Source organism: Lysobacter yananisis, assembly GCF_031199375.1.
Lineage (GTDB): Bacteria > Pseudomonadota > Gammaproteobacteria > Xanthomonadales > Xanthomonadaceae > Lysobacter > Lysobacter yananisis.
Genome location: NZ_CP133568.1, coordinates 4,516,393 through 4,536,245, shown reverse-complemented (window position 1 = coordinate 4,536,245; position 19,853 = coordinate 4,516,393). Strand labels below are relative to the sequence as shown.

The 19,853-nt window shown below is 69.0% G+C and carries 20 protein-coding genes; 16 read left to right on the top strand and 4 right to left on the bottom strand.

Annotation, left to right across the window (positions count from 1 at the left end; translation table 11 throughout):
* Nucleotides 1-4: 4 nt before the first annotated feature.
* Together RDV84_RS19015 and RDV84_RS26885 are read right to left on the bottom strand one after the other, a co-directional pair.
* A complete protein-coding gene (locus RDV84_RS19015) occupies nucleotides 5-1,633 on the bottom strand; it encodes a TldD/PmbA family protein (protein WP_309151227.1) in 1,629 nt (542 codons plus the stop codon).
* A 445-nt stretch (nucleotides 1,634-2,078) separates the two neighbouring features.
* Nucleotides 2,079-2,291, bottom strand: a complete 213-nt coding sequence (locus RDV84_RS26885; RefSeq protein ID WP_425608221.1) for a DUF6053 domain-containing protein — start codon at nucleotides 2,289-2,291, stop codon at nucleotides 2,079-2,081.
* 52 nt (nucleotides 2,292-2,343) lie between these two features.
* Here RDV84_RS26885 and RDV84_RS19010 point away from each other — a divergent pair, with 52 nt between their 5' ends.
* The 14 genes from RDV84_RS19010 (at nucleotide 2,344) to RDV84_RS18945 (ending at nucleotide 15,318) form a co-directional block, all read left to right on the top strand.
* On the top strand, nucleotides 2,344-3,771 hold the full coding sequence (locus RDV84_RS19010) for an aldehyde dehydrogenase (RefSeq protein ID WP_309151226.1): 1,428 nt from the start codon (nucleotides 2,344-2,346) through the stop codon (nucleotides 3,769-3,771).
* Between the two features lie 61 nt (nucleotides 3,772-3,832).
* The gene (can, locus tag RDV84_RS19005; protein WP_057947723.1) at nucleotides 3,833-4,498 is read left to right on the top strand and encodes a carbonate dehydratase; all 666 of its coding nucleotides are present in this window, start codon (nucleotides 3,833-3,835) and stop codon (nucleotides 4,496-4,498) included.
* A complete protein-coding gene (locus RDV84_RS19000) occupies nucleotides 4,495-4,932 on the top strand; it encodes a RidA family protein (protein WP_309151225.1) in 438 nt (145 codons plus the stop codon). The genes can and RDV84_RS19000 overlap by 4 nt, the downstream gene beginning before the upstream one ends.
* Nucleotides 4,933-4,936: 4 nt before the next feature.
* A complete protein-coding gene (locus RDV84_RS18995; RefSeq protein WP_309151224.1) occupies nucleotides 4,937-5,467 on the top strand; it encodes a 3-hydroxyanthranilate 3,4-dioxygenase in 531 nt (176 codons plus the stop codon).
* 7 nt (nucleotides 5,468-5,474) lie between these two features.
* Nucleotides 5,475-6,485, top strand: coding sequence for an amidohydrolase family protein (locus tag RDV84_RS18990; protein WP_309151223.1), 1,011 nt, complete (start codon nucleotides 5,475-5,477; stop codon nucleotides 6,483-6,485).
* A 34-nt stretch (nucleotides 6,486-6,519) separates the two neighbouring features.
* The gene (locus RDV84_RS18985) at nucleotides 6,520-6,957 is read left to right on the top strand and encodes a hypothetical protein (RefSeq protein WP_309151222.1); all 438 of its coding nucleotides are present in this window, start codon (nucleotides 6,520-6,522) and stop codon (nucleotides 6,955-6,957) included.
* Between the two features lie 41 nt (nucleotides 6,958-6,998).
* Nucleotides 6,999-8,285 carry a kynureninase gene (gene kynU / locus RDV84_RS18980; RefSeq protein ID WP_309151220.1) on the top strand — a complete coding sequence of 429 codons (1,287 nt, stop codon included), beginning with the start codon at nucleotides 6,999-7,001 and terminating at the stop codon, nucleotides 8,283-8,285.
* A 53-nt stretch (nucleotides 8,286-8,338) separates the two neighbouring features.
* Entirely contained in the window at nucleotides 8,339-9,712 is a 1,374-nt protein-coding gene (locus RDV84_RS18975; RefSeq protein ID WP_309151219.1) for an FAD-dependent oxidoreductase, read from the top strand.
* Between the two features lies 1 nt (nucleotide 9,713).
* Entirely contained in the window at nucleotides 9,714-11,159 is a 1,446-nt protein-coding gene (sbcB, locus tag RDV84_RS18970; protein ID WP_057947730.1) for an exodeoxyribonuclease I, read from the top strand.
* Nucleotides 11,160-11,294: 135 nt separating this feature from the next.
* Nucleotides 11,295-11,981: a DUF2461 domain-containing protein gene (locus RDV84_RS18965; protein ID WP_309151218.1), complete on the top strand. Its 687-nt coding sequence runs from the start codon at nucleotides 11,295-11,297 to the stop codon at nucleotides 11,979-11,981.
* Between the two features lie 299 nt (nucleotides 11,982-12,280).
* A complete protein-coding gene (locus RDV84_RS18960; protein WP_250450296.1) occupies nucleotides 12,281-13,294 on the top strand; it encodes a hypothetical protein in 1,014 nt (337 codons plus the stop codon).
* 30 nt (nucleotides 13,295-13,324) lie between these two features.
* Entirely contained in the window at nucleotides 13,325-13,669 is a 345-nt protein-coding gene (locus RDV84_RS18955) for a hypothetical protein (protein ID WP_057947733.1), read from the top strand.
* 352 nt (nucleotides 13,670-14,021) lie between these two features.
* On the top strand, nucleotides 14,022-14,573 hold the full coding sequence (locus tag RDV84_RS18950; RefSeq protein ID WP_057947734.1) for a DUF2939 domain-containing protein: 552 nt from the start codon (nucleotides 14,022-14,024) through the stop codon (nucleotides 14,571-14,573).
* Nucleotides 14,574-14,928: 355 nt separating this feature from the next.
* Nucleotides 14,929-15,318 carry a lysozyme inhibitor LprI family protein gene (locus RDV84_RS18945; protein ID WP_078998210.1) on the top strand — a complete coding sequence of 130 codons (390 nt, stop codon included), beginning with the start codon at nucleotides 14,929-14,931 and terminating at the stop codon, nucleotides 15,316-15,318.
* Between the two features lie 205 nt (nucleotides 15,319-15,523).
* Here the strand turns inward: RDV84_RS18945 and RDV84_RS18940 are convergent, their stop codons facing one another.
* Nucleotides 15,524-16,444, bottom strand: coding sequence for a 5'-nucleotidase (locus tag RDV84_RS18940; protein ID WP_078999991.1), 921 nt, complete (start codon nucleotides 16,442-16,444; stop codon nucleotides 15,524-15,526).
* A 321-nt stretch (nucleotides 16,445-16,765) separates the two neighbouring features.
* Here RDV84_RS18940 and RDV84_RS18935 point away from each other — a divergent pair, with 321 nt between their 5' ends.
* Entirely contained in the window at nucleotides 16,766-18,139 is a 1,374-nt protein-coding gene (locus RDV84_RS18935) for an amino acid permease (RefSeq protein WP_309151217.1), read from the top strand.
* Nucleotides 18,140-18,206: 67 nt separating this feature from the next.
* Here the strand turns inward: RDV84_RS18935 and RDV84_RS18930 are convergent, their stop codons facing one another.
* Nucleotides 18,207-19,268, bottom strand: a complete 1,062-nt coding sequence (locus tag RDV84_RS18930; RefSeq protein WP_057945874.1) for an IS30 family transposase — start codon at nucleotides 19,266-19,268, stop codon at nucleotides 18,207-18,209.
* Between the two features lie 169 nt (nucleotides 19,269-19,437).
* Between RDV84_RS18930 and RDV84_RS18925 the strand changes: the two genes are divergently transcribed.
* Nucleotides 19,438-19,851 (top strand): NUDIX domain-containing protein, encoded by a 414-nt coding sequence (locus tag RDV84_RS18925; RefSeq protein WP_309151215.1) that lies wholly within the window; start codon nucleotides 19,438-19,440, stop codon nucleotides 19,849-19,851.
* Nucleotides 19,852-19,853: the final 2 nt, after the last annotated feature.

Here is a 19,853-nt window from a genome sequence, read left to right as displayed (position 1 = left end):
CCGGTCAGCCGAGCTTGCGGGCGGTGTTGATGACGTTGACGCCGTTGAACCGCGCCGTGCTGGAGCCGTGCGAGACCGCCGAGACCTGGCCCGGCTGGCCCTTGCCGTCGAAGAACGAGCCGCCCAGGCGGTAGTCCTTGTCGTCGCAGACCGCGACGCAGGAATTCCAGAATTCCGGCGTGCGGATCTGGTAGGCCACGTCCTCGAGCATGCCGGTGACCTTGCCGTTCTTGATCTCGTAGAACAGCTGGCCGCCGAACTGGGCGTTGTAGCGCTGCTGGTCGATCGAGAACGAGCCGTCGCCGACGATGTAGATGCCGTTCTCCACGTCCTTGACCAGGTCGGCGACGCCGAGCGCGTCCTTGCCCGGCGCCAGCGACACGTTGGCCATGCGCTGGAACTGCACGCTCGACCACGAATCGGCGTAGCAGCAGCCGTCGGATTCGGTCTTGCCGAGGATGTGGGCCTGGTCGCGGATGGTCTGGTAATCGACCAGCACGCCGTTCTTGATCAGGTCCCAGCGCTTGGTCTTGACGCCCTCGTCGTCGTAACCCACGGCGCCGAGGCTGCCGACCTGGGTCTTGTCGGCGAACACGTTGACCTTGTCGCTGCCGTACTTGAAGCCGCTCTCGCGCTTGTCCAGGGTGGCGAAGCTGGTGCCGGCGAAGTTGGCCTCGTAGCCGAGCACGCGGTCGAGTTCGAGCGGGTGGCCGATGGATTCGTGGATGGTCAGCCAGGTGTGCGAGGGATCGAGCACCAGGTCGTACTTGCCCGGCTTGACCGAGGGCGCGGTCAGCTTCTGCCGCGCCTGCTTGGCCGCGGCGACCGCGTCCTCGCGCATGTCGTAGGAATCGCCGTAGACGGTGGCGCCGCACGGCAACACGGTCTTGCCCGAGGCCGCGCCGTCGAGGTATTCGTAGCCCATGCCGCGCGGCGAGGACAGGCCCTGGCGGGTGCGGAACTTGCCGCTGGCCTTGTCGATGGCGGTGATCGTCATCGGCGCCCAGATCCGGTGCACGTCCTGGTCGATGTAGCTGCCGTCGGTGGAGGCGAAATACTTCTGCTCGTTGACCAGGAACAGCATCGAGTTGACGAAGTTGGCGCCGGCGCCGATGGCCGCGGCGTTGACCCCCAGCAGCAGCTCGGCCTTGTCCTTGAGCGGCACTTCCATCGCGTTCTTGCGGATCGGCGTCTTCCAGCTGACCTCGCCCACGCCCGGCGCCTTGGCCAGCTGTACCTTGGCGGTGATGACCTTGGCGTTGGCGCGGGCGATGGCCGCGGCCTGCTGCGCGGCCTTGGCCGCGCCGTCGGTGCCGAACTGGTTGGTCGCGGCGAAGCCCCAGGCGCCGTCGACCAGCACGCGGATGCCGATGCCGCTGGACTCGACGTTGACCACGTTCTGGACCTTGTCCTCGCGGGTGATCACGAACTGGCGCAGGTAGCGGCCCACGCGCACGTCGCAATAGCTCGCCCCCGCGCCGCGCGCCGCGGTCAGGGCGGCGTCGGCCCAGGCCTTCTTCTTGGCCACGTCCAGCGGCGCCAACAGGTCTTCGGCGGCGATGACCTTTCCGAAGGGAATCATGAGCCCGGCGATGCCCAGCCCCGACATGCTGAGGAAATTGCGTCTGTCCACGTGATCGTTCCCGCCCTGAATGGCTCGGCGCCCGCGCGCCGGAGCGTGAGTGAATGAACCCCGCCGGAATGTGCGCAGCGTCGTAGTTGGGCGTCAAGTGCACAGCGGCACGGTCGGCCGCCGACGGACCTCGTGTCGCTGCCGAATTTCGCAAGACGTGCAGGCCGATTCGGCGATTTGCCGCGGCAGGCATGACTTTCGACCTAGGCCGCGCCGGCGCGTGGGCCGATTCGGCAAACACCGTGTGCGCAAGGTCCGAAAGCAAGAACTTCGACCAGAACGTTTTCGTTTGCATGCGGCGGTCGTGGGAGGGGCTTCAGCCCCGACGCCTTTCGCTCGTGTCGCTCGCCCCACACCGCGCCGGATCGAAAAGCGTCGGGCCTGAAGGCCCTCCCACAAAAGCCGGTCCGGGCCCAAGCGATACAGAGTTGTTGTGGGAGGGGCTTCAGCCCCGACGCCTTTCGCTCGGGTCGCTCGCCCCCACACCGCGCCGGATCGAAAGGCGTCGGGCCTGAAGGCCCTCCCACAAAAGCCGGTCCGGACCCAAGCAATACAGAGCTGTTGTGGGAGGGGCTTCAGCCCCGACGCCTTTCGCTCGGGTCGCAGCAAACCCGCACCGCGCCGGATCGAAAAGCGTCGGGCCTGAAGGCCCTCCCACGTTCACCTTCGACGCTATGGGCGCCACCGGGCCCACGCGTTAAGCTTGCGCCATGCAGACATTCCGGCACTGGATCGACGGGACGCCGCGCGATGCGGCCGACGGACGCTGGCTCGAAGTCTTCGATCCCGCCAATGCGCAGCCGTATGCGCAGGTCGCCGCCGGCGGCGCGGCCGAGGTCGAGGCCGCGGTGGCCGCGGCGCAGGCCGCGTTTCCGGCCTGGTCGGCGTTGCCGCACAGCGAGCGAGCGCAGTGGCTGGAGCGCCTGGCCGCGGCGCTGGAAGCGCGCACCGGCGAATTCGCCGCGGCCGAATCGCGCGACGGCGGCAAACCGATCCGGCTGGCGCGCGAGGCCGAGATCCCGCGCGCGGTGTCCAACCTGCGCTTCTACGCCCACGCCGCGACCCAGTTCGCCAGCGAATCCCACCACGGCCAGGCCGGGCTCAACTACACCCTGCGCCAGCCGCTCGGCCCGGTCGCGGCGATCTCGCCGTGGAACCTGCCGCTGTACCTGTTCACCTGGAAGATCGCGCCGGCGCTGGCCGCCGGCAACACCGTGGTGGCCAAGCCCTCGGAGGTGACCCCGGCGACGGCGACGATGCTCGGCGAACTCTGCGCGCAGATCGGCTTGCCGGCCGGCGTGCTGAACATCGTCCACGGGCTCGGGCCCGAGGTCGGCGCGCCGCTGGTCGCGCACCCGGCGATCCGCGCGGTCTCCTTCACCGGCAGCACCGCGGTCGGCCGCGGCATCGCCGCGACCTGCGCGCCACTGCTGCGCAAGGTTTCGCTGGAACTGGGCGGCAAGAATCCGACCCTGATCTTCGCCGACAGCGACTGGCGCGAACACCTCGACCTGCTGGTGCGCTCGGCGTTCCAGAACTCCGGCCAGATTTGCCTGTGCGGCTCGCGCATCCTGGTCGAACGCTCGATCTACGCCGAGGTGCGCGACGCTTTGGTCGAACGCGCGCAAGCCCTGCGCGTGGGCGAACCCGACGAGGAAACCACCGCGCTCGGCCCGCTGGTGTCGCAGGCGCATTTCGCCAAGGTCGTCGCCGCGCTCGAGCGCGCCCGCGCCGAAGGCGGCCGGGTGCTGTGCGGCGGCGCCGCGCTCGAACGCCCCGGCTGGTACGTCGCGCCGACCCTGCTCGAAGGCCTCGGCCCGGACACCGCGAGCAACCGCGAGGAAATCTTCGGCCCGGTCGCCACCCTGCAGCCGTTCGACGACGACACCCACGCCCTGGCCCTGGCCAACGCCAGCGACTACGGCCTCAGCGCCAGCCTGTGGACGCGCGACCTCGCCCGCGCCCACCGCCTGGCCGCGCGCCTGAACGTCGGCATGGTCTGGATCAACACCTGGCTGCAACGCGACCTGCGCACGCCGTTCGGCGGCGCCGGCGCGTCGGGCCTCGGCCGCGAAGGCGGCGTCGAGGCCCTGCGTTTCTTCACCGAGGCCAAGAACGTCGGCCTCCATCTCGGATGACCTGCATGACCGCGCCCTACCCCACGTCCTTCGTCAGCGCTCTCCACGCCGGGAGCCGCGCATGAATCCGCTCGACGACCTGCTCGAACGCAATCGCGAGTGGTCCGAGCGCATCAACGCCGAGGACCCGGACTTCTTCGCCCGCCTGTCCAAGCAGCAGGCGCCCGAATACCTGTGGATCGGCTGTTCGGATTCGCGCGTGCCGGCCAACCAGATCATCGACATGGCCCCGGGCGAGGTGTTCGTCCACCGCAATATCGCCAACGTGGTCGTGCACACCGACCTCAACTGCCTGTCGGTGATCCAGTACGCGGTCGACGTGCTCAAGGTCAAGCACATCCTGGTGGTCGGCCACTACGGCTGCGGCGGCGTGCACGCGGCGCTGCACGGCACCCGGGTCGGCCTGGCCGACAACTGGCTGCGCCACGTCAGCGACGTCGCCGACAAGCATTCCGAGTGCATGAACCACGCCCACGAGAGCGAGCGCCACGACCGCCTGTGCGAGCTCAACGCGATCGAGCAGGTGTTCAACGTGTGCATGACCACGATCGTGCGCGACGCCTGGTCGCGCGACCAGCCGCTGAGCGTGCACGGCTGGGTCTACAGCCTGCGCAACGGCCGCGTCCACGACACCGGCATGAACGTGCATTCGTTCAAGTCGCTGCAGCCGGCCTACGAACGCGCGTTGGCGCGGGTGCATTCCACCCACGGCGGCTCGCCGCGATGAGCGGCGCGGTGCGCACCGGCAACGCGCCGCGGCCGGTCGGCTCGTACCCGCATGCGCGCCGGGTGGGCGACCTGCTGTTCCTGTCCGGAGTCGGCCCGCGCGACGCCGCCAGCAACGCGGTGCCGGGCAACGTGCACGACGCGCAAGGCCGGCTGATCGCTTACGACATCGAGCTGCAGACGCGCTCGGTGTTCGTCAACGTGCGCGCGGTGCTGGAAGCCAGCGGCGCGTCCTGGGACGATCTGGTCGACGTGACCGTCTACCTGACCGACATGGCGCGCGACTTCGCCGCCTACAACGCGCTGTGGTCCGAGTATTTCCCGGACATCGACCGCGCGCCGTGCCGGACCACGCTCGGCATCACGGCGCTGCCGACGCCGATCGCGATCGAACTCAAGTGCGTCGCGCGGCTGCGCGATGCCGGAACGGAGTAAAGCCATGCTGCCCGGACCGATCAACCTGTTTTCTTGGATCGAAGAGCATCGCCACCTGCTCAAGCCGCCGGTCGGCAACAAGACCATCTACGTCGGCGACTTCATCGTGATGGTAGTCGGCGGACCGAACCAGCGCACCGACTACCACTGGGACGAAGGTCCGGAATGGTTCTACCAGCTCGAAGGCGAGATGGTGCTGCGTATCCAAGAGGACGGCGCGGTCCGCGACATCCCGATCCGCGCCGGCGAGATCTTCCTGCTGCCCGCGCGCGTGCCGCACTCGCCGCAGCGCATGCCCGACTCGGTCGGCCTGGTGATCGAGCGCAAGCGCCTGGAACACGAAGACGACGGCCTGATGTGGTTCTGCGAACGCTGCAACCACAAGCTCTACGAAGAGTTCTTCAAACTGCGCAACATCGAGACCGACTTCCCGCCGGTGTTCGAACGCTTCTATTCCTCGCGCGAACACCGCAGCTGCGGCCAATGCGGGCACCTGAACCCGGCGCCGGCGCGCTACACGATGCCCGACACCTGAGGCGGCGATGCTCAAGATCGACACCCACGCCCATTACCTGCCGCGCGACTGGCCCGACCTGGCGCGCAAGTACGGCGACGACCGCTTTCCGGTGATCCACCACACCGACGACGGCCGCCACCGCATCTACAAGGACGGCAAGTTCTTCCGCGAGATCTGGTCCAAGACCTGGGACCCGCAGGAACGCATCGACGACTACGCGCGTTTCGGCGTGCAGGTGCAGGTGATCAGCACCGTGCCGGTGATGTTCAGCTACTGGGCCAAGGCCAATCAGGCGCTGGCGCTGCATCAGGCGCTCAACGAGCACATGGCCCAGACCTGCCGCGATTTCCCGCGCCACTACGCCGGCATCGGCACGGTGCCGCTGCAGTCGCCGCGGCTGGCGGTGCAGGAACTGGAACGCTGCATGGACCAGCTCGGCCTGCAGGGCGTGCAGATCGGCAGCCACATCGGCGACTGGAACCTCGACGCGCCGGAGCTGTTCGAGTTCTTCCAGGCCGCCAGCGAGCTCGGCGCGGCGATCCTGGTGCATCCCTGGGACATGATGGGAACGCCCAGCATGCCCAAGTACTGGCTGCCGTGGCTGGTCGGCATGCCCGCCGAGCAATCGCGCGCGGCCTGCTGCCTGGTGTTCGGCGGCGTGCTTGAGCGGCTGCCGAAACTGAAGATCTGCATGGCCCACGGCGGCGGCAGCTTCCCCTACACCATCGGCCGGATCGAGCACGGCTTCAACATGCGCCCGGACCTGGTCGCCACCGACAACCCGCGCAATCCGCGCGAGTACCTGTCGCGGCTGTACTTCGATTCGTGGGTGGCCGATCCGCGCGCGCTGCGCTACCTGCTCGACACCTGCGGCGTGTCGCGGGTGATGCTGGGCACCGACTATCCGTTCCCGCTCGGCGAACAGACGCCCGGCGCCGGCATCGCTTCGCTGGCGTTGCCCGAGGCCGAACAGGCGCGGCTGTACCACGGCACCGCGCTGGAATGGCTGGGCCTGCCGCTGTCGCGGTTCGCATGAGCGCGAAGGCACGCTTGCGCATGGGCGCGACCGCATGAGCCCGTCCGCGTTGCACGCGCCGCCGCCGCTGGATCCGCAAGACCTGCTCGCGACCCTGCGCGACTGGGCCGAGCGCATCGCCGACGCCGACGGCAAAGCCATCGACGATTACCTCGACCGGCGCGACCGCGAACCGTTCGACGGCCAGTGGACCCGCGCCGACGCCGCGCTGCGGAGCCACAAGCGACGGCTCGACCCGCAGCGCGTGCAACGCGCCCAGGCCGAATCGGCGCAACTGCGGCAGGCGGCGTTCGTCGCCGCGATGCAGGCCGCCGGCCATGCCGAACTGGCCGCCTATCTCGCCGACGACGCCGCGCTGATCTACGAAAGCGAGGTCCTGGGCCTGTGCTCGGATTGGGTGCGGGCGCTGCACCGAAGCTATCTCCACGCCGCCGAATCGCCCGCGCCCGGGCCGCTCGAATCCGCCGGCTGAGTCCGCGCCGCCACCTCTCGCATCGCAATCGCCCGAACCCTATGACCGACCTGCATACGCCCGCCCACGCCGCCGCGCTCGACGCCGCCGACCCGCTGCCGACGCTGCGCCACGAGTTCCTGATCCCGCGCCACGGCGAGGAAGAACAAGCCTATTTCGTCGGCAACTCGCTCGGCCTGCAGCCGCGCGGCGCGCGCGGCCATGTCGAGGAAGTCATGGACAAGTGGGCGATGGAAGCGGTGGAAGGCCACTTCACCGGCCAGGCGCAGTGGATGCCGTACCACGAACTGGTGCGCGAACCGCTGGCGCGCCTGGTCGGCGCGCTGCCGCACGAGGTGGTGGCGATGAATTCGCTGACCGCCAACCTGCACTTCATGTTGGTCAGCTTCTATCGGCCGACCCGCGAGCGTCCGGCGATCCTGATGGAAGCCGGCGCGTTCCCGTCCGACCGCTACGCCCTGGCCTCGCAGGTCGGTTTCCACGGCTTCGATCCCGACACCGACCTGATCGAACTGCAGCCCGACGGCCCCGGCGGCGTGTTCTCGATGGAGAGCATCGAGCGCGCCATCGCCGAACACGGCCCGCGCCTGGCGCTGGTGCTGTGGCCGGGCGTGCAGTACCGCACCGGCCAGGCCTTCGACCTCGCGCGCATCGCCGCGCTCGCGCACGCGCAAGGCGCGCTGTGCGGCTTCGACCTCGCCCACGGCGTCGGCAACCTGGAGCTGAAGCTGCACGACAGCGGCGCCGACTTCGCAGTGTGGTGCCACTACAAATACCTCAACGCCGGCCCCGGCGCGGTTGCCGGTTGTTTCGTCCACGAACGCCACGCGCGCAGCGACCGGCCCCGCTTCGCCGGCTGGTGGGGCCACGAATCGGCGACCCGCTTCCGCATGGGTCCCGAATTCGTGCCCACGCCGGGCGCCGAAGGCTGGCAGCTCAGCAACCCGCCGATCCTCGGACTGGCGCCGCTGCGCGCCTCGCTGGACCTGTTCGACCGGGTCGGCATGCGCGCGCTGCGCGAGAAGTCGCTGCGCCTGACCGGTTACCTGGAATCGCTGATCCGCGCGCGCCTGGGCGAAACCCTGGACATCCTGACCCCGGCCGAGCCGGCCCGGCGCGGCTGCCAGTTGTCGCTGCGGGTGATCGGCGGCCGCGGCCTCAGCGGCCGCGCCGCCGGCCGCGACCTGTTCGAAGACCTGGCCCGCCGCGGCGTGCTCGGCGACTGGCGCGAACCCGACGTGATCCGGATTTCGCCGGCGCCGCTGTACAACACCCACGGCGATATCGTGCGCTTCGTCGCGGCGGTGGAGGCGTGGCGGGACGCGTGACCCGCCCGCCGCAACCGCTTACGCTCCCCTCATCGCCCGCAAGGATCGATTCCTTGAACACTTCGGCCAACGCCACCCCGCACATCACCCTCATCGGCGCCGGCCTCGCCGGCGCCCTGCTCGCCACCCTGCTCGCGCGCGCCGGCTGGCGGGTGGATGTGTACGAAAAACGCGGCGATCCGCGGCTGAAGGGCTATCAGGGCGGGCGCTCGATCAACCTCGCCCTGGCCGAGCGCGGCCGCCACGCCTTGCGCCTGGCCGGCGCCGACGAGGCGGTGATGGCGCAGGCGGTGATGATGCGCGGGCGCATGGTCCACTTCCTCGACGGCCGCACCGACCTGCAGCGCTACGGCCGCGACGACAGCGAGGTGATCTGGTCGGTACACCGCGGCGAGCTCAACCTGATCCTGCTGCAGATCGCGCAGGACGCCGGCGCGAACCTGCATTTCCACCGCGGCCTGTCCGGCGTCGATTTCGACGCGCGCATCGCCCGCTTCCGCGACGACCGCGACGGCAGCGAGCACGAGGTCGGCTTCGACAGTCTGGTCGGCGCCGACGGCGCCGGCTCGGCGCTGCGCGCGGCGATGGGCGAAGTCGCCGACCTGGGCGAGCGCACCGAGTTCCTCGGCCATTCCTACAAGGAACTGGAAATCCCGCCGGCGCGCGACGGCGGCTTCAGCATCGAACCCAACGCCCTGCACATCTGGCCGCGCGGGCGCTACATGTGCATCGCCCTGCCCAACGACGAGCGCACCTTCACCGTCACCTTGTTCCTGCCCAACCAGGGCGACCCCAGCTTCGAGACGATCCGCGACGGCGCCGACGCGCGCGCGCTGTTCCAGCGCGATTTCGCCGATGCGCTGCCGCTGATTCCCGAACTGGAGCGCGACTTCGAACGCAACCCGGCCGGCCTGCTGGCGACGCTGTACCTGGAGCGCTGGCACCTGGACGACCGCGCCGTGCTGCTCGGCGACGCCGCCCACGCCATGGTGCCGTTCCACGGCCAGGGCATGAACTGCGCGTTCGAGGACTGCGTGGCCCTGGCCGAACGCCTGCTCGCCGGCGGCGACCGCGGCGACGCCTTCGCCGCGTTCCAGCGCCAGCGCCTGCCCAGCGCGCGCGCGATCCAGGCGATGGCGCTGGAGAACTACCTGGAAATGCGCGACCGCGTCGACGACGACGACTACCTGCTGCAGCGCGCGCTCGAACGCGAGCTGGCCCAGCGCCATCCCGAGCGCTTCATGCCGCGCTACGCGATGGTGACCTTCCACCGCATGCCCTACGAAGTCGCCTTCGACCGCGGCCAGCGCCAGCGCGAACTGCTGGTCGAACTGACCCGCGGCCACGACTCGCTCGACAGCCTGGACTGGGACGCCGTCGACGCGACCGTGCGCGCGCGCCTGGACCCGCTGCCGGCGGACGCCTGACATGCCGGCCAGCTTCCTGTTCTACGACCTGGAAACCTTCGGCGCCGACCCGCGCACGACCCGCATCGCCCAGTTCGCGGCGATGCGCACCGACGCCGAGCTCAACGAGGTCGAGGCGCCGATCAGCGTCTTCGTCAAGCCCGCCGACGACCTGCTGCCCTCGCCGATGGCGACCCTGATCACCGGCATCGCGCCGCAGGACGCGCTGCGCGACGGCGTGACCGAGGCGCAGATCTTCGCCCTGATCTTCGAGGAAATGGCCCGACCGCAGACCTGCACCGCCGGCTACAACTCGCTGCGCTTCGACGACGAATTCGTCCGCTACGGCCTGTTCCGCAATTTCTACGACGCCTACGAACGTGAATGGCGCAACGGCAACTCGCGCTGGGACCTGCTCGACGTGCTGCGGCTGGCGCGCGCGCTGCGTCCGGACGGGCTGCAGTGGCCGCAGCGCGAGGACGGCTTCACTTCGTTCAAGCTCGAACACCTGGCCGTCGCCAACGACGTGCGCGTCGGCGACGCCCACGAGGCGCTGTCGGACGTGCGCGCCTTGATCGGCATCGCGCGCAAGCTCAAGCAGTCGCAGCCGCGGCTGTGGGAGTACGCGCTGCGCCTACGCGACAAGCGCTTCGCCGCCAGCCTGCTCGACCCCATCGCGATGCAGCCGGCCCTGCACGTGTCCTCGCGCTATCCGGCCGCGCGCCTGTGCGCGGCGCCGGTGATCCCGTTGGCGCGGCACCCGCGCATCGACAGCCGCATCGTCGTGTTCGACCTGGAACAGGACCCGCAGGCGTTGCTGGACCTGGCCGCGGACGAGATCGCCGACCGCCTCTACACCCCGTCGGCCGACCTGCCCGAAGGCGAGGAGCGGGTCGCGCTCAAGGAAGTGCACCTCAACCGCTGCCCGGCGTTGACCGCCTGGAACCACCTGCGCGCGGACGACTTCGAGCGCTTGAGCATCGATCCGGTGCGCGCCGAATACCGCGCCGCGCAGTTGCGCGAAGCCGGCCCCGAGCTGGTCGAGAAAGTCCGCCGCGTCTACGCCCGCGACGCCGCGCGCGCGCCCGCCGACGCCGACGCCTCGCTCTACGACGCCTTCATCGGCGATGGCGACAAGCGCCTGTTCCGCGGCGTGCGCGCCGCCGCGCCGGAGGAACTGGCGCACGCCGCGTTCGAGTTCCGCGACGCGCGCCTGCCCGAACTGCTGTTCCGCTACCGCGCGCGCAACTGGCCGCAGAGCCTCAGCGCGGCCGAACGCGAGCGCTGGGACGACTACCGCCGCCAGCGCCTGGACGGCGAATCGGGCCTGTCGGAATACAGCTTCGCCCGCTTCGCCGAAGAGCTGCGCCAGGTCCGCGCCCACGCCGGCGAAGACGGCGCCAAGCAGGCCTTGCTGGATCGGCTGGAGGACTGGGGCCGCGGACTGTGGCGGGAACTACACGCGTGACAGCCGAAAGCCGGGAATGCGCGGCTGCGAGCCGGCGGATCGCGGCCGGCGCCCAACCCGGCGTTAACTTCCCGCTCGCTACCGTAGTCCTGCGACCGTCCGACTTCTGACTCCTTCCCGCTATCGCCTGCCCTCATGCCCAGCTACTTCTCCGACGCCAGCTTCAAGTTCCTGCGCTCGCTGGCGCGCAACAACAATCGCGAGTGGTTCCACGCCCACAAGGCCGCCTACGACGAACACGTGCGCGGCCCGTTCCTGCGCCTGCTCGGCGACCTGCAGCCGGGATTGGCCCAGGTCAGCGAGCACTACCGCAGCGAGCCCAGGAACGTCGGCGGCTCGCTGTTCCGGATCCAGCGCGACACCCGCTTCGCCAACGACAAGGCGCCGTACAAGAGCTGGCAGGGCGCGCGCCTGTTCCACGAACGCGGACGCCAGGTCGAGGCGCCTTCGTTCTACATCCACCTCGCCCAGGGCGAGTGCTTCGTCGCCGCCGGCGTCTGGCATCCGGCGCCCGAGACCTTGCGCAAGATCCGCCACTTCGTCTTCGACAACCCCGGCAGCTGGAAAGCCGCCGCGCACGATCCCAAGTTCCGCAAGCGCTTCGACCTCGACGACAGCGAGGTGCTGACCCGCGCCCCGCGCGGCTTCCCGCCCGAGTTCGAATTCGCCGACGACCTCAAGCGCAAGAACTTCGTCGCCTACCGCAGCCTCGACGACGCGGTCATGACCGGCCCGCGCCTGCTGTCCACGCTGGAAAAGGACCTGGCCGGGTTGGCGCCGTTCGCCGATTACCTGTGCGCGGCGCTGGATCTGGAGTTTTGAAACAAAGAAAGAGCGACGAGGACGAGCACTGTCCGGAGGCTGGACCGCTTGCGCGCCCTCCTCGCCCTTTTCGCTCACGACGGCCACACGCACGCAGTCCGCGTGCTACCGCTTAAGTGTGCCTACTAAGCAAATCAAACGTGCCATAGGCCACCTATACCGCACCAACCTTCCGCGCTAGGTGTTTGCGCAGAGGCCACGCCTGCGCCAGTGCTGTCCGCGCCGCCTCGGCGATTGCGTTGATACCAGCAACGCGAGGGCTCCAGACACGGAAGCCGTCGTCACTCAAGGAGGGGAATATGCAATGGCACCAGCTCGCCGGGTCCGTCCTGGCCCTGTCGTTCCTGTTCGCTACAGGCTGCGTAAAGAACCAACTGCTTCGACTGGAAACTCGGGATTTCAGCGCCAAGGCCGCAACGGCCACCGCCGCTGCCGAAACTTCCTATATCGATCGCATCCACAGCAACCAACAATTGCACGGACTGATGTACGCACTCGATGCGCGTTGCGTACCGCCGGCGCTGCGCGATGATGCTGCGCAGGCTGCCCTCGCCAAGGCCTCGTCCGTGGCCAAAACCTGCTTAGCGCTGAAATACAAGCTGGAATACAAAACCTTCGATGCGCAGTTCCGTTCCTTGCAGTTCGTTTCCGATTACGTGTCGATACTGGCCGAGACCGCCGCCGACCCGGAGCTGGTTGCCGCCAAGAACTTCGGGCAAGTGGCGGCCGACTTCAACAATCTGACCACGGCATTGGAAGGCGCACCGGTCGCCGATGCCAAGGTCGGTGCGGTGTCCGATCTGTTGAATGCGCTCGAAGCGATTTCCCGCAACGGGGACAGCGCCAACGCGATCCGCGAGGAGTTCAAGCGAAACGGTGCCGCGGCCCAGGTCCAACTCGAACAATTGGCCGAGGATTTGCTCGATGAGAAAAAGGAAGACAATTTCGATAGGAAGGCCGCCCAAGAGGCCCGCAAATTGGCGATAGACAGCGACGCCGCCAGCCGCCTGGATGCCGCGGGGCGCATGCGGATCCTCGACGATCTTTATCGAAATCAACAGGAGCAATGGCAGAGCGAACGCGAGACCGAACGTTGCGAGAATTCGCCGATCGTCCAGAAAAAGGGACTGACCCGCTTTTGCAGCGCCAAGGCCGCGGGCCTCATGTACGCGGCGTCGAAGGCGCACGGCGAGTTGTCGTCGCTGATCGCCGACCGTCCCAACGCGCGCCAGCGCCAGCGCCGGGCCGAGTTGGCCTACCGTCAATTCATGGATCTGGTCGGCGTGTTCGTCGGCCTCGCAGCGGCATTCTGACCCCGCCGCCCCAACTCAAGGAGAACCATCATGGGCAACGATAAGAAATTGACGGATGCCGAGGACAAGCTGGTAGCGGCGCTGGAACAGGCATCGGACGACGCCATGAACTGCATCAACCGCGAAGCGCACAAGAACACGCGCTGGCAACTGCTCCAAGCCGCGATGATCCTGCGCGACCGCATGCGCAGCATCGTTGGCGGGACCTTGCTGATCACGCCCAAGGCGGTCGCGGTATGCACCACGGAGGTCGTCCAGGTCAGCGCCGCAGCCAAGGATGCCGGCGACGGTCCTCACTACGATCGCGTGGTCGTCGAAGGCAACCAGGCCATCGCCGTCATCGACGCCAGCGGAATCCAGGCCGCTACGGCCTGATCGCCGCCGCAGAGCGCGATCCCGGCCGCTCCGGATGCGGCGCTCATCGCGCCGATCCGGAGCGCGCCGCCGCGAAGTCCGTCGGCGGGTCGCGGCAGCCGCAACGAGGTGATCGCGGCCCGGCCTCGGCCCTGCCCGATCAACAACGCACAGAGATGATCGGCGCCGGTGACAGGTAGAGGATGCCGGTACTCCCGCAGGGCGGCCGTCCGCCGTTGCTGGCCTGCGCATGATGCTGCAGCGCAGCGGGCCCCATTGTGTTGCGCGCCGCCGCGGCGCCATCGTTGGCCGCTTTTAATGCCGCCCCGGTCCTCCCCGACTATCCTGGCGGCTGCCCACAAGGATCGCCGCCATGAAGAAATGGATCGCCGCCCTGGTCGTGGCCGCCGCGCTGCTGCTCGGCTGGGTCGCCGCCGGACCGTTCATGACCGTCAACGCCATCCGCACCGCGGTCAAGCAGGGCGATACCGCCGCGCTGTCCAAGCACGTGGACTTCGCCTCGGTGCGGCTGGGCCTGAAAGCCCAGGTCGACGACTATCTGGTGCGCCGCGCCGGGCCTTCGGTGCAGTCCAGCCTGCTCGGCGCGATCGGGCTGGGCATGGCCAGCAGCGTCGCCGGCGGCGCGGTCGACGCCATCGCCACGCCGATGGGCATCGGCGCGGTGCTGGAAGGCCGCAACCTGCTCAAGCGCTTGGATCCGTCCGCGCCGCCGCGCGACGCCTATGCCCCGGTCGAGCCGGCCGAACCGCTCAAGCAACTGAGCTACCGCTTCGAAACCCCGTCGCGGTTCACCGCGACGGTCGCCAACGCCGACGGCGACCCGGTGGTGTTCGTGCTGACCCGCCAGGGCCTGAGCTGGCGGGTGACCGAGGTGCGGCTGCCGCTGGACAAGATGCTGCCCTGAAGCCCCTGTAGGAGCGACGCGAGTCGCGACCGCGACAACGCAACTGTTGCGGGAGATTCGGCTTGCGAGAGATTCGGTCTGTGGACGAGCCGGCCTTGGGGCAGAGCTTGCTCGTGGAAAAGCCGGCTCGTGGAAAGCCGGCTCGTGGAATACCCGGCTTGGAGAGGATCCGGCGTAGCTGCGTTGTCGCGGTCGCGGCTCGCGCCGCTCCTGCAGGGGATCGCCCACCGGCGCTTGCTTTCCCGGGGGCGCGGCAATACTTTCACGCCAACGCCGCCCGCGCCGCGCGCGGCGCCGGCCGGACAGGCATGCCCGGCCCCGATCGTCACCGCCACACGACTTGGACTGGAACGCCATGAAAACGATCTTCCCCGCCCTCGCCTTCGCCCTGCTCGGGCTGGCCGCCGGCAACGCCTATGCCCAGGGCGAGTGCGACAAGTACCGCACCAGCTACGACAAGACCTATTGCTTCGCCAAGCTGTTCCTGGAGTCGGACAAGGAACTCAACGCCGCCTACAACGATCTGCGCGGCGTCGCCAAGGAGCCGGCCAAGAGCCAGCTCAAGCAGACCCAGCTGCAGTGGATCAAGCACCGCGACGCCAGCTGCGAGAATTCCGGCAGCATCAACGTCGACTGCAACTACCGGGTCAACCGCGAGCGCACCGAGTACCTGCGCGACCGCGCCCGCGAGTGCAAGGCCGGCACCTGCCGCGCGGACATGATCGTCAAGCAATCCTGGAACTGAGCCGAGCCGCCAGCGCGCGGCGCCCTCGCGAGCCACGCCCGTCGGCGTGGCTCGCGTCGTTTCGGAACCAGCCAAACCGGGCCGGCTCGCTGTAGGAGCGGCGCGAGCCGCGACAACGCGCCTAAGTCGAATCCTTCGCAATAGTCGCGTTGTCACGGTCGCGACTCGCGCCGCTCCTACACAACAGCACCGCCGGCCTCGCGCCTCAGCGGTTCGCGACCCCGTGCGGCACATGCCCCGCCGCCACGTGCCCGCGCGCCGAGGCGATGTTGTTCTCCGAATCGTCGAAGAAGATGTCGGCGCCGAACGCCTCCAGGAACGGCCCCTTGGCGCGGCCGCCGAGGAACAGCGCCTCGTCCAGGCGGATGTCCCATTCGCGCAGGGTGCGGATCACCCGTTCGTGCGCGGGCACCGAGCGCGCGGTCACCAGCGCGGTGCGGATCGGCGCGTCCTGGCCGACCGGGAACGCCGCCTGCAGCCGGTGCAGCGCATCGAGGAAGCCGCGGAACGGCCCGCCCGACAGCGGCTCGCCGGCGTGGTTGCGCTCGTGCTCGGCGAACGCGGCCAGGCCGCCCTCGCGCGAGACCCGCTCGCCCTCGTCGTCGAAGATCACCGCATCGCCGTCGAAGGCGATGCGCAGCTGGTCCGGCGGCAGGTGCGGCGCCAGCTTGGCGTTGGGCACCGCCGGCAGCAGGGTCGCCGCGGCGATCCCGGCTTCCAGCGCGGCGCTCACGTCCTGGGCGTTGGCCGACAGGAACAGGTCGGCGCCGAACGGGCGGATGTAGGGGAACGGCGGCGCGCCGTTGCTGAACGCCGCGCGCTTGATCGACAGGCCGTGGTGGGCGATCGAATTGAAGATGCGCAGGCCGCTGTCGGCGGAATTGCGCGAGATCAGGATCACCTCGACCCGCGGCGCGTCCGCCGGCGCATCGCGGTTGAGCGCGAGCAGCTTGCGCACCAGCGGGAAGGCGATGCCCGGGCGCAGGACGTCGTCCTCGCGCGCGCGCTGGAAGGCGGCATAGGCGTCGATGCCCTCGCGCTCGAACAGCGAGTGGCTCTCTTCCATGTCGAACAGGGTTCGCGAGGAAATCGCGACAATCAACGGGTCGGCATCGCGGTCGGGCATGGGGCTATTGTGCCTGAGGCGGGAATCGGGAGCTGAGATTCGGCCGCCGGGTTTGGCGTTCGGGTTGGGAGCGAATGCGGTCGGGATCGAGGTGCGCGGTCGTTGCATTGGCGCGGTCGCGGCTTGCGCCGCTCCTACAAGACGCGGTGCGGCATCCGAAGTCCCTGTAGGCGCGGCGCAAGCCGCGACCGCGATACCCCGACGGCGACGCCGATCCGGACAAGCCGGCATCTCACCGCGCCCGCCCCGCCGCCGCCGCGCTCGCCCCCGCCGCCGATGCGGTATCGTGCCGCACTTCCCGCCGCACCCCGGACCCGCTCGATGACCGCCAGTCCCGCCGCCGCTTCCGCCGATCCGCAGCTCGGCCACGCCCTCAAGTCGCGCCAGTTGGTGATGATGGGCCTGGGCAGCGCGATCGGCGCCGGGCTGTTCCTGGGCTCGGGCGTCGGCGTGCAGACCGCGGGGCCGGCGGTGCTGTTGTCCTATCTGATCGCCGGCACCCTGATCATCATCGTCATGCGCGCGCTCGGCGAAATGGCCGCCGCGCGCCCCACCAGCGGCGCGTTCTCGGTCTACGCCGCCGACGCCATGGGCCCGACCGCGGGCGCGACCCTGGGCTGGTTGTGGTGGGTGCAGATCGTGATCGTGGTCGCGGCCGAGTCGGTCGGCGCCGCCGGCCTGCTGGCGACGGTGTGGCCGCAGTTGCCGGTCGCGGCCACGTCGCTGGTGTTCATGAGCGCCTTCACCCTGGTCAACCTGCTGGGGGTGCGCAACTTCGGCGAGTTCGAGTTCTGGTTCGCGATCCTGAAAGTCGCCGCGATCCTGATCTTCATCGCCATCGGCGCCGCCCTGCTGCTGGGCCTGCTGCCGGACGTGCCCTCGCCGGGCCTGAGCCACTTCACCGAACACGGCGGCTTCGCGCCCAAGGGCTGGGCCGGCATCGGCGCGGCCCTGCTGGTGGTGGTGTTCGCCTTCGGCGGCACCGAGATCGTCGCGGTCGCCGCGGCCGAAACCCAGGACCCGCAGCGCAGCATCACCCAGGCGATCCGCACCGTGGCCTGGCGCATCCTGGTGTTCTACATCGGCTCGCTGGCGGTGATCATCGCGGTGGTGCCGTGGACCAGCGAAGCCTTGAAGTCGCCGTTCGCGGCGGTGCTGGAGGCGGCGCGGATCCCCGGCGCGGCCACCGCCATCACCCTGGTCGCGGTGGTGGCGCTGCTGTCGGCGCTCAACGCCAACCTCTACGGCGCCTCGCGCATGATCTACTCGCTGGCCCAGCGCCAGGAAGCGCCGCGCTTCCTCGCCCGCCTCAGCCGCAGCCAGGTGCCGGTGGCGGCGGTGCTGGCGAGCGTGGCGTTCGGCTTCATCGCCACCGCGCTGGAGCTGCTGTATCCGGACAAGGTGTTGCCTGCGCTGTTGAACGTGGTGGGTTCGACCTGTCTTTTGGTGTGGACGCTGTCGCTGGTCGCGCAGCTGATCCTGCGCCGCCGCGCCGACCGCGCCGGCACCGCGCTGCCGTTCAAGATGTGGGCATTCCCGTACGTGACCTGGTTCGGCCTCGGCATCCTGGCGCTGGTGTTCGTGCTCGCGCTGATGACCCCGGGCCCGCGCGTGCAGTTGCTGTCGACGGTGGGACTGACCTTGGGCATCGCCGCGATCAGCGAGATCGCGCGGCGGATGCGGGTGCGCGGCTGACGCCGCCATCGAATTCGATTCGACCTTATAAATACTTCTTAAGTAGCTGTTTTTAAATTAGGCGGAGTCAATGTCCAAGTGCATCACCCTGCGCCCGCGGGTTTTTGAGTTCCTCATAGAGCACCTCGACGGGCGAGCGCCTGCCCAGGCTACGACGGGGGCGGTTGTTCATTTCCCACGCCACCTCTTTGAGGCGCTGCGCAGAATGCACCGACAGATCGGTGCCCTTGGGAAAGTATTGCCGCAACAAGCCGTTGGTGTTTTCGCAGGTTCCGCGTTGCCACGGGCTATGGGGGTCGGCGAAGTAGATCGCTAAACCAGTGCGTTCGCTCAACTGCCGATGCGATGCCATTTCCTTGCCCTGGTCGTAGGTCAAGGTCTTCTTCAAACTTTCCGGCACACCTTCGAACGCCGAGCTGAAGGCCTCCAGCACCGTGTGCGCGGTCGCGTCGGCGAGCTTGACCAGCTTGACGTACAAGGTGCGGCGGCAGACCAATACCCCAATCGCCGAGCGATTGTGCGCGCCCACGATCAGGTCGCCCTCCCAATGCCCCGGCATCAGGCGCTCATGCGCGGCCGGCGGCCGCAGGCGGATGTTGGGTAGATCCGGCAGATGGCCGCGGGCGTCGCTTCCCTGGCGCGTGCGGCGGCCGGACTTGCGCCCCTGCCGCAGCAGACGGGTCACCTGGCGGCGCAATTCGCCGCGCGGCATCGCATAAATCGCGGTATAGATCGTTTCGTGCGACACGCGCAGCCAGGGCCGGTCCGGGTACAGATCGCGCAGTTTGTCGGCAATCTGTTGCGGCGACCAGCACCGTTCCAGCCAATAGCGCACGCGTCGCCACAGCACGGTGTCGCGTCGCAGCTTGCGGCGCACCCGCGCCCGCCGACGCAGCCGTTGGGCCCGCCGGCCCGCCCGGGTCGCATCGTAGCCAGGGTCGAAACGGGGGCGTCCGCGCAGCGGCGGCCCCGAATGGGACCGAAACCCATTACGGCGCAACTCGCGAGCGATGGTGCTTTGCGCCCGACCCAACGTCTGGGCGATTTGCCGTCCGCTCGCCCCTTGGGCGATCAAGACCATGATGGCCCCGCGCTCTTCTGCGCTCAGATGTGAATACTGCTGGCCCATTCACAGTGCCTCACTGAGGTGATGCACTTGAGGTTAGAGACCAGCTTATTTAAATACCGGAGTTTAAAGTAATTTCCGAGCGCATGACGCCCGCCGTCTGCCCCCGTCGCCTGCGATTTTCGGCCCTCCCGCCGGGCCGCGGCAGCGCCCTGCGGCTCCGCTGCGCGCCATGAGCTCGGACGCGACACCTCCCATCGGCTGGGTCGGCGCGCTGTTGCTGCGCGACGGACAGGTGTTGCTGGGCCTGCGCGCGCTGCACAAACGGCTGGCGCCCGGCCGCTGGGACCTGCCCGGCGGCCACGTCGAACCCGGCGAGACGCCCGAGCAGGCGCTGTGGCGCGAACTGGCCGAGGAGACCGGCGTCGGTCCGCCCGCCGACCCGGCAGCGGCCGCGCGCATCGTCGCCGAGTTCGCGTTCGACGGCGTGGTGTTGCGCCTGTACGCGGTGCGCGACTGGGTCGGCGATCCGCGCGCACTCGGCGACGAACACCAGCGCCTGCAGTGGTTCGAGCCCGCGCAGGCGGCCGCCCTGCCCGATCTGTCGCATCCGCGCCTGGGCGAGCTGCTGCGGCGCCTGGCCTGAGC

What these genes read in the sequence shown, in the direction of transcription:
- RDV84_RS19010 (WP_309151226.1), top strand. Translation starts at nt 2,344, where the DNA reads ATGCAGACATTCCGGCACTGGATCGACGGGACGCCGCGCGATGCGGCC.
- can (WP_057947723.1), top strand. Translation starts at nt 3,833, where the DNA reads ATGAATCCGCTCGACGACCTGCTCGAACGCAATCGCGAGTGGTCCGAG.
- RDV84_RS19000 (WP_309151225.1), top strand. Translation starts at nt 4,495, where the DNA reads ATGAGCGGCGCGGTGCGCACCGGCAACGCGCCGCGGCCGGTCGGCTCG.
- RDV84_RS18995 (WP_309151224.1), top strand. Translation starts at nt 4,937, where the DNA reads ATGCTGCCCGGACCGATCAACCTGTTTTCTTGGATCGAAGAGCATCGC.
- RDV84_RS18990 (WP_309151223.1), top strand. Translation starts at nt 5,475, where the DNA reads ATGCTCAAGATCGACACCCACGCCCATTACCTGCCGCGCGACTGGCCC.
- RDV84_RS18985 (WP_309151222.1), top strand. Translation starts at nt 6,520, where the DNA reads ATGAGCCCGTCCGCGTTGCACGCGCCGCCGCCGCTGGATCCGCAAGAC.
- kynU (WP_309151220.1), top strand. Translation starts at nt 6,999, where the DNA reads ATGACCGACCTGCATACGCCCGCCCACGCCGCCGCGCTCGACGCCGCC.
- sbcB (WP_057947730.1), top strand. Translation starts at nt 9,714, where the DNA reads ATGCCGGCCAGCTTCCTGTTCTACGACCTGGAAACCTTCGGCGCCGAC.
- RDV84_RS18965 (WP_309151218.1), top strand. Translation starts at nt 11,295, where the DNA reads ATGCCCAGCTACTTCTCCGACGCCAGCTTCAAGTTCCTGCGCTCGCTG.
- RDV84_RS18960 (WP_250450296.1), top strand. Translation starts at nt 12,281, where the DNA reads ATGCAATGGCACCAGCTCGCCGGGTCCGTCCTGGCCCTGTCGTTCCTG.
- RDV84_RS18955 (WP_057947733.1), top strand. Translation starts at nt 13,325, where the DNA reads ATGGGCAACGATAAGAAATTGACGGATGCCGAGGACAAGCTGGTAGCG.
- RDV84_RS18950 (WP_057947734.1), top strand. Translation starts at nt 14,022, where the DNA reads ATGAAGAAATGGATCGCCGCCCTGGTCGTGGCCGCCGCGCTGCTGCTC.
- RDV84_RS18945 (WP_078998210.1), top strand. Translation starts at nt 14,929, where the DNA reads ATGAAAACGATCTTCCCCGCCCTCGCCTTCGCCCTGCTCGGGCTGGCC.
- RDV84_RS18940 (WP_078999991.1), bottom strand. Translation starts at nt 16,444, where the DNA reads ATGCCCGACCGCGATGCCGACCCGTTGATTGTCGCGATTTCCTCGCGA.
- RDV84_RS18935 (WP_309151217.1), top strand. Translation starts at nt 16,766, where the DNA reads ATGACCGCCAGTCCCGCCGCCGCTTCCGCCGATCCGCAGCTCGGCCAC.
- RDV84_RS18930 (WP_057945874.1), bottom strand. Translation starts at nt 19,268, where the DNA reads ATGGGCCAGCAGTATTCACATCTGAGCGCAGAAGAGCGCGGGGCCATC.
- RDV84_RS18925 (WP_309151215.1), top strand. Translation starts at nt 19,438, where the DNA reads ATGAGCTCGGACGCGACACCTCCCATCGGCTGGGTCGGCGCGCTGTTG.